The 6,756-nt window shown below is 44.5% G+C and carries 8 protein-coding genes; all 8 read right to left on the bottom strand.

The genetic code is table 11. The annotated features are described in order from the left end of the window. The coding region (locus Q0Y54_RS10825; RefSeq protein ID WP_297967650.1) for a chemotaxis protein CheC at positions 1–319 on the bottom strand (319 nt) is incomplete at its 3' end. Then, a complete protein-coding gene (gene fliM, locus Q0Y54_RS10820; protein ID WP_297967646.1) occupies positions 300–1,307 on the bottom strand; it encodes a flagellar motor switch protein FliM in 1,008 nt (335 codons plus the stop codon). The genes Q0Y54_RS10825 and fliM, both read right to left, overlap by 20 nt. A 42-nt stretch (positions 1,308–1,349) precedes the next feature. Next, entirely contained in the window at positions 1,350–1,871 is a 522-nt protein-coding gene (locus Q0Y54_RS10815) for a flagellar basal body-associated protein FliL (RefSeq protein WP_297967639.1), read from the bottom strand. A gap of 107 nt (positions 1,872–1,978) precedes the next feature. Then, entirely contained in the window at positions 1,979–2,176 is a 198-nt protein-coding gene (locus tag Q0Y54_RS10810) for a flagellar FlbD family protein (RefSeq protein ID WP_297967635.1), read from the bottom strand. Between the two features lie 109 nt (positions 2,177–2,285). Further along, positions 2,286–4,304 carry a flagellar hook protein FlgE gene (locus Q0Y54_RS10805; RefSeq protein WP_297967630.1) on the bottom strand — a complete coding sequence of 673 codons (2,019 nt, stop codon included), beginning with the start codon at positions 4,302–4,304 and terminating at the stop codon, positions 2,286–2,288. A gap of 181 nt (positions 4,305–4,485) precedes the next feature. Beyond that, positions 4,486–4,878: a TIGR02530 family flagellar biosynthesis protein gene (locus Q0Y54_RS10800; RefSeq protein WP_297967623.1), complete on the bottom strand. Its 393-nt coding sequence runs from the start codon at positions 4,876–4,878 to the stop codon at positions 4,486–4,488. A gap of 19 nt (positions 4,879–4,897) precedes the next feature. Next, positions 4,898–5,398 (bottom strand): flagellar hook capping FlgD N-terminal domain-containing protein, encoded by a 501-nt coding sequence (locus Q0Y54_RS10795; RefSeq protein WP_297967617.1) that lies wholly within the window; start codon positions 5,396–5,398, stop codon positions 4,898–4,900. A 23-nt stretch (positions 5,399–5,421) separates the two neighbouring features. Further along, the coding region (locus Q0Y54_RS10790) for a flagellar hook-length control protein FliK (protein ID WP_297967612.1) at positions 5,422–6,756 on the bottom strand (1,335 nt) is incomplete at its 5' end.

The following is a 6,756-nucleotide window of genomic DNA, read 5'->3' as shown; positions in this document are numbered from 1 at the left end:
CAACGAGATAAGGCATAGGATACTCATCCTTTATGAGCTGCATGGTAGCCATGGAAACTGTAGGGGTAGTTATATTAACCTTGTGTCCCAGGAGTACAGACAAAGTAGTGGCTGCACTACCCATGGATATATTACCGATTTCCCCTAATGCATCCTTCTCTATATCTGAAAGCATGTTTGCAACATCTGCTCCGACATCGGAAGGAGCCGGTGCCGCATCAGTAGGCGCTGGATCACTGCTATCAGAGGCTCCACCGCCGCCATTCATCAGCGCATCTATCTCCTCCTGTGTAAGCATATCACCCATTAGTGCCTTCATCTCCTTCCGTCTTAATTATTTTCGTAATCTGCACCGCAGATCGTTTGCCAGAGGTACCTGGCCGACACAAAAATTTTGTGTTGCTGCCTATAATACATTTCAGCTCGTCATCTACCTTGGTATCAAGCTGCAAAACATCGCCATAGCTTAGCGACAGGAATTCACGAACCGAAATATCAAATTGTCCCATTTGTACCACAACAGGAACCTTGGTCCTGATTAGCTTTTCCCTGATATAATCTGCATTCTCCGGGTGATCCTCCTTGCTTACGCTGGCGGATACCCAGAAGGTGGTAGTCAGCTTGGACATGATAGGCTCCAATACCAAATAAGGGATACAAATATTCAGGAAGCCCTCTACGGAACCTATCTGGGTTTTGAGGGTAATAATAACAACCATATCACTAGGAGGAACAATCTGAGCAAACTGAGGGTTTGACTCCATTGCTTCCATCTTAGGATTAAACTGAACCACATTAAACCATGCTTCTCTTAGATTGGCCATGGCCTTATCAAAAATTCTTCTGATAACGGCCTCCTCAATCTCCGTCAGCACCCGGGGCTTAATGGTGTTCTCTCCCTGACCGCCAAATACCCGGTCTATAATAGAAAATGCAATGCCGGAATTCATTTCCAGGATAATGTTTCCCTTCAGAGGTGGCACTGCCAATATCCCAATAACACTAGGGTTTGAAAGGGATTGGACAAATTCCTGATATGTCAACTGCTCAACTGACACAACCTCTACAGATACCAGTGCACGCAAATAGGTGGACAGGTATGTGTTAAACAGGCGTGCAAAGTTATCATGCAGCATATTTAACGTTCTAATCTGATCCTTGGAGAACTTATCTGGACGCTTGAAGTCGTAAGTCTTAACCTTCTTTTGGTTTTCTTCCTTCTTCATTTCCTCAGCGTCAGCTTCACCGGAAGCAAACTGCGCCAGAAGTTTATCTATTTCAGATTGTGAGAGTACATCATCTGCCAAGCTTCATCCCCCTTTCCTTCTCAAGATTTATACGAATGTATATTACTGAAGCATAAAGCTGGTGATGTAAACATCATAAACACTGCCCTCGCCGAGAGCCTTGTTTACCTCACTCTTTATTTTAGCCTTTAAATCATCCTGTTTATTGGCATCCAATTCCTCAATCTTTACAGTGCGAAGAATCTGCAGGGTAGAGTCCATAATCTTGGTTTCCGCCATAGGAACCAGCTTCCCCTCTTTTACGACCTCTTCCTTGTTTGGATTCAGCTCCATTACCACCCCTACCTTCAGGAAGCGGCTGGCCTTAATGCCACCTACGTTGACAATCATTCCTTCCTTTGGGTCGCCAAGCTTAACAAAGACGCCAGGGTCATGATTCTTTACCTCAGCCCCACCGGCCACATTAGATCCACTGGACATTACCTGAGTGGTAATAAAAAAAGAAATACCACCGGCCAATATCAATCCAAAAAGGATAAGAACCACTACAATGATGATGGGGAATTTTTTGCTTTTACCACCAGCGTCCGCAGCCGGTTCCTCGATCTTTTCTTCATCAGCCATTCTATGTCACTCCTTCATTTTATCTATATATAATTGACAGAATGAAAATCCCGCCAAAAAATATTCAACATTATCATTTTACCAATTATCTGATAAAATACAACTATTTATTTAAACCAGGCCCTCTTATACTTTATTACCTGGCGCACAACATCTTCCATGGACTCTTCCACAATAATCTTTTTACCGTTGGTGAGGGTAATAACCGTGTCAGGAGTTTCCTCAATTGTCTCTATTATTTCGGCGTTAAGAATAAATTCCCCTTTTATTTTCTTTTCTGAATTGAATTTTGTAAGCTTAATCATAATAAGCTCCCCCCTAAAACATTGTAATACTTATTGGCAGGTGCAGGAAGCACCTGCCAATAAATATTTGAAAAACCCTTTTAAAGTCCTAATTGCTAAGACCTATTTATTATCTCTTCATATTGATGAGGTTCTCCAGCATCTCATCGGATACGGTAATAATCTTGGAGTTGGACTGGAAGCCACGCTGGGTGATAATCATATTACTGAATTCCTCGGCCACGTCTACATTGGACATTTCCAAAGCAGAGGCAGTAATGGTTGCACCCAAGGCAGTTACTGTACCGATATTGGCAGTACCAGAGTTTTGAGACTCCATATAGAGGGAATTACCGCTTTTGGTAAGACCTGGAGCGTTGGTAAACTGTGCCACTGCCACCTGAGCTTCCTTACGGAGTACACCGTTGGTATAGGTCCCATAAACAACACCGGATTCATCAATGGTAACGCTTTCCAAGGTACCTGCGGCGTAGCCATTAGATTCACCATTGGCCGTGGTAGAATTGGAATACTGGGTGAGATTGGAAAAATCAATCATAACCTGCTGTTCCGCCGCACCATTTGTATAGGTGGCATTTAGTATGCCTGTACCACCGGTAGAATCATCATAGGCACCAGAAGCAGTAAATGGTATCACCGTCTTGTCGTTTACCATACTAATTTCTGTAACGGTACCATCGTCTTCCTTTATTACATTAGTCGCAAGTGATGCAATCCATTTATTTTCACCAATCCGCTCAATACTAATAGGTACAACATGCTTTGCCCCAAGGGAATCAAACACGTTGACCGTAGTAGAAATAGGGATACTATGTCCTACGGTATATTTACCAGAGGTTACCGTTTGGGTGGTACCATCTGACAATGTGAGTACTGCAGAAACGTAACCAGAAGGAGTTGACGTGACATCTGTTACACTGCTGCGAGTTATCGAGGTTATTGTTTCACCTGAAGTAGGAACACTGTATGTATTACTACCTACTTTCAATGGTGTACCATCGGCTGTGAGAGTATAATTACCACCAGTAAGAGGATAGCCATCTAATGCCAGCGTTGCACCTGTCTTAGGTGTAATTGTATTTATTGATCCCGTCAATATGAACGAATCTCCATCACTATAGGTTCCAGAAGGCGGTTCTGGAATAGTAACAGTAATACCTGATTCAAAGGTTAAAGTAACAGTACCATCTGTATTTGCAGTAACACCATTTGTGGCAATTATTTCGGTAGAATTATATGTGTCTCCTAAACTATACGTACTGCCACTTGTACTATAAAGCGGCGAAGGAAAGGTTATACCTAAATAATCAGTCGAGATATTAAACTCCACATCATTTGCGCTATTAGCAGTAACACCCTTTACATCATAGGTTACCCCGGCTGCATAAGAATCGCCAGTTGTATATGTAGTGGTCAATTCAGATTCAGGGATTTTTACCGTCTGTCCATCTGACAATGTCAATGTAATGGTAGCATTGTCATCTTTTATCAATTTTGAGCTAAGGTCTACAACATCATCAGCACTGCTGGTGGAGCCGGTAGTGCCATCGGTTTTGGTGTAAGAAATACTTGTAATGGTCGGCGTGCTGGCATTAAGATTATTGACATATGTAATATTGTTGGTAGCTAAAGATGCCATGGATTTTCCAGCCCGTAAATTAATATTGGATATATTACTGGTATTTATAGAATCATGATCCGTTTCGCTGGTATTCATATAGCCCTGAACATAAAGACCATCGGCGTTTACATAGTTACCATCAGCATCAAAGCTAAAGGCACCATTACGGGTATAAAAGGTCTGATTGCCCTTTTGGACTACGAATAAAGCATTACCGGAAAGGCACAAATCTGTGTTTATTCCTGTGCTTTGTACAGAACCATCACTAAAATTCACATCTACACTGGCAACCTTGGAGCCCAATCCTATCTGTCTTGGATTGGTGCCACCCACTGCATCATTGGCAGACGAAGCAGCCTTCAGTGTCTGGCTCAGGGAATCGACAAAGGTTACACGGCTGGACTTAAAGCCTGTAGTATTCACATTGGAAATGTTGTTACCAATAACGTCCATACGGGTCTGATGATTTTTAAGACCGGAAACACCGGAAAAAAGTGAACGCATCATAATGAATCAATCTCCTTTTCTTGTTCTGATGCGGCTGTGTGATAAAGGACTTCTGTCATTCCGTCCTTTAAGCTCTCCATATAGGTCCAAGCTTGTAACGAGTGGTGAGTATCTCTCCCACCTCGTTGAAACGCTGATTGAAAGCTTTTTCTTTTGGAAAAGAAAAATTTGAACAATGGCGTTATAGTATAGCCGCACTGTCAATATTCGTAAAAATGTTTTCCTTGGCACTCTTTCCATCCATGGCGGTAATTACAGTCCGATTGGCCACGCTTACTACCAGGGCGGTATCATTCATGTAGATAACTGATTCCCTGGCCCCCTTTTCAGCCATTCTGGCCACTGTGTCATCCAGCTTGGCCAGGTCCTCTTCACTAAAATTCAGATTTCTGTCACTCAGCCTCTGAATTGCGTGATTGGAAAACATCACCTTGTTGGTGCTTTCCTTTAACAAGCTGGCAAAGGATGCTCCCTTGCTTACGGCTGAATCAGAGGTGGTTCGGCGACTGCTGAGACTGGAATTTTCCACTGGCAAAATGGGTGGTGACGGAAAATAAATTCGTGGGTCACTCATATTCTGCCTCCAATACCTTTTATACTCCATTGCCTACCCGGGTAATATTGGAAATATCTACCTTGGTGGACATATCTGAACCATCCGGGCCCTTTACTGTGGCAATAACCGAGGTTTGGCCATCGGTAACGCTGACGCCTGCCACTTTACCTTCATAAAAGCTTTTGCCATCATCAGAAGACCACTGGATATCCTTGCCGATCATACCACTAAGCTGTCCCACCAATACTGAAGAATCGATGTTTTCTACCAGAGAATAAACATCACCCAGCTTGGAGGCCACATTGGTCATCTGCTCCAGGGAAGAATACTGAGCCAGCTGGGCCAAATATTCCGTATTGTCCATTGGAGAAAGTGGGTCCTGATACTGCATCTGGGTTACCAGCAGGGAAAGGAAGGCATCCTTATCCAATTCCTTCTTCTTGCCAACCTCGGAGGCTTTTACCCCCTGGGTGGTCTTGTAGGTGTCCAAATCATAGGTTTTACCATCTACGGTAATAGTATTTAATGAATTTGCCATGGGCTTATCTCCTTTCTGAAATTTTATACTGCATAGTCAACACCATCGGAAATCTTGTTACCCTGACTGTCACGAATAACCTCGGTGGCATTGTTTACCGGCTCTGCTGCAAGATTCTCCACATCCTCCTCAAAATCCTTCAAATCTACCTGCGGACTTCTGAGATTCTGTTGAGACTGCTGCTGATAATAGCCCTGACTCTGTCCCTCCGGGAGCTGTCCATCGGAAAGACCAGTCTGTACCTCTACACTGTCAACCTTGATGCCCTGCTCGTTCAGCTCCTTCTGCAGCTGAATCATTGAGGTTTCAAGCATTGCCCTAACTTGAGCATTGTCAGTGTGGAAGGTGGCAGTTACACCTCCATTGCTGTTTACGGCAACCTTCAGAGTCAAATCACCAAGATGTCTTGGATTCAGCTTGATTACCATTTCCGTGTTTTCAGCATTGCGAAGAAGTCGGGCCTGCTCCACAATCTGCTGATTGATTTGATAATCAGCTCTGGTCTGGCTCACGTTCTGCTGACCCGGAAGCTGGGCTGGGTTGTCAGCGGTCTGGGTCTGAACATTGGAAACATTTGCAGCTTGGGCTGCATCCATACGGCTGGTGAAGGTTGTTTCTTCACTTTCTGCTGGCTGAGCCTGTGGTACTGCCATGGCTTCTGTTTCTGTTGCCTGAGAGAAGCCCTGCTGTGACTGCTGTCCATCCGGATTTAAGCCCTGCTTGGCCTCATTACCAGTTACCACCTGAGTCTGCTGACCAATAAGATTGTTCATATCCTCCACTGTAGTTTTCTGAGGAGCCCTTTCAACAGCCTTTGTTTCCTGAACTGCAACTCTGCCGGACAAAACTGCCAGCAGCTGCTGTTCCTTGGTCATGTCTCCTGAATTCACTACCTGGGAGCCATCTGGTGCAGTTACCTTTTCCACTGGCTGTACTGGTTTTAACAGTGCCTCAATGGATTTAGGCTGGTGCATCTCTGGCTGCTTCACCTGTGGCTGAGCATTTTCACTCTGGGCCACTGGCTGTGCCTCTGCTTCTGTTACTACAGCATCATTTACCACCACATTTGTCTTTGCAGCATCCTGAGCCTTTGCCTCAGTCTGAATGGACTGCTGCTGTAGCTGAGCAGCAGCTGCTGGCTGCTGTAATTCCTGGGCTGCTGCACTAACCTCTGGTGCTGTAGTATCCACCTGTACCATCTGCTGAGCTGGCTGTTCCATAGCTGCTGCTGCCTTAGGCTGAAATGGCTGTTCCATAGCTATTACTGTTGCCTTAGGCTGAACTGGCTGTTCCATAGCTATTGCTGTTGCCTTAGGCTGAACTGGCTGTTCCATAGCTATTGCTGTTGCCTTAGGCTG

Source organism: uncultured Anaerovibrio sp. (assembly GCF_947302755.1).
Lineage (GTDB): Bacteria > Bacillota > Negativicutes > Selenomonadales > Selenomonadaceae > Anaerovibrio.
Note: the sequence above shows the minus strand (reverse complement) of the source record. Positions and strands in the feature narration are given on the sequence as shown.

Excerpts from the sequence above, each read along its gene's own strand:
- Q0Y54_RS10815 (WP_297967639.1), bottom strand. The coding sequence starts at position 1,871 with ATGGCTGATGAAGAAAAGATCGAGGAACCGGCTGCGGACGCTGGTGGT.
- Q0Y54_RS10810 (WP_297967635.1), bottom strand. The coding sequence starts at position 2,176 with ATGATTAAGCTTACAAAATTCAATTCAGAAAAGAAAATAAAAGGGGAA.
- Q0Y54_RS10805 (WP_297967630.1), bottom strand. The coding sequence starts at position 4,304 with ATGATGCGTTCACTTTTTTCCGGTGTTTCCGGTCTTAAAAATCATCAG.
- Q0Y54_RS10800 (WP_297967623.1), bottom strand. The coding sequence starts at position 4,878 with ATGAGTGACCCACGAATTTATTTTCCGTCACCACCCATTTTGCCAGTG.
- Q0Y54_RS10795 (WP_297967617.1), bottom strand. The coding sequence starts at position 5,398 with ATGGCAAATTCATTAAATACTATTACCGTAGATGGTAAAACCTATGAT.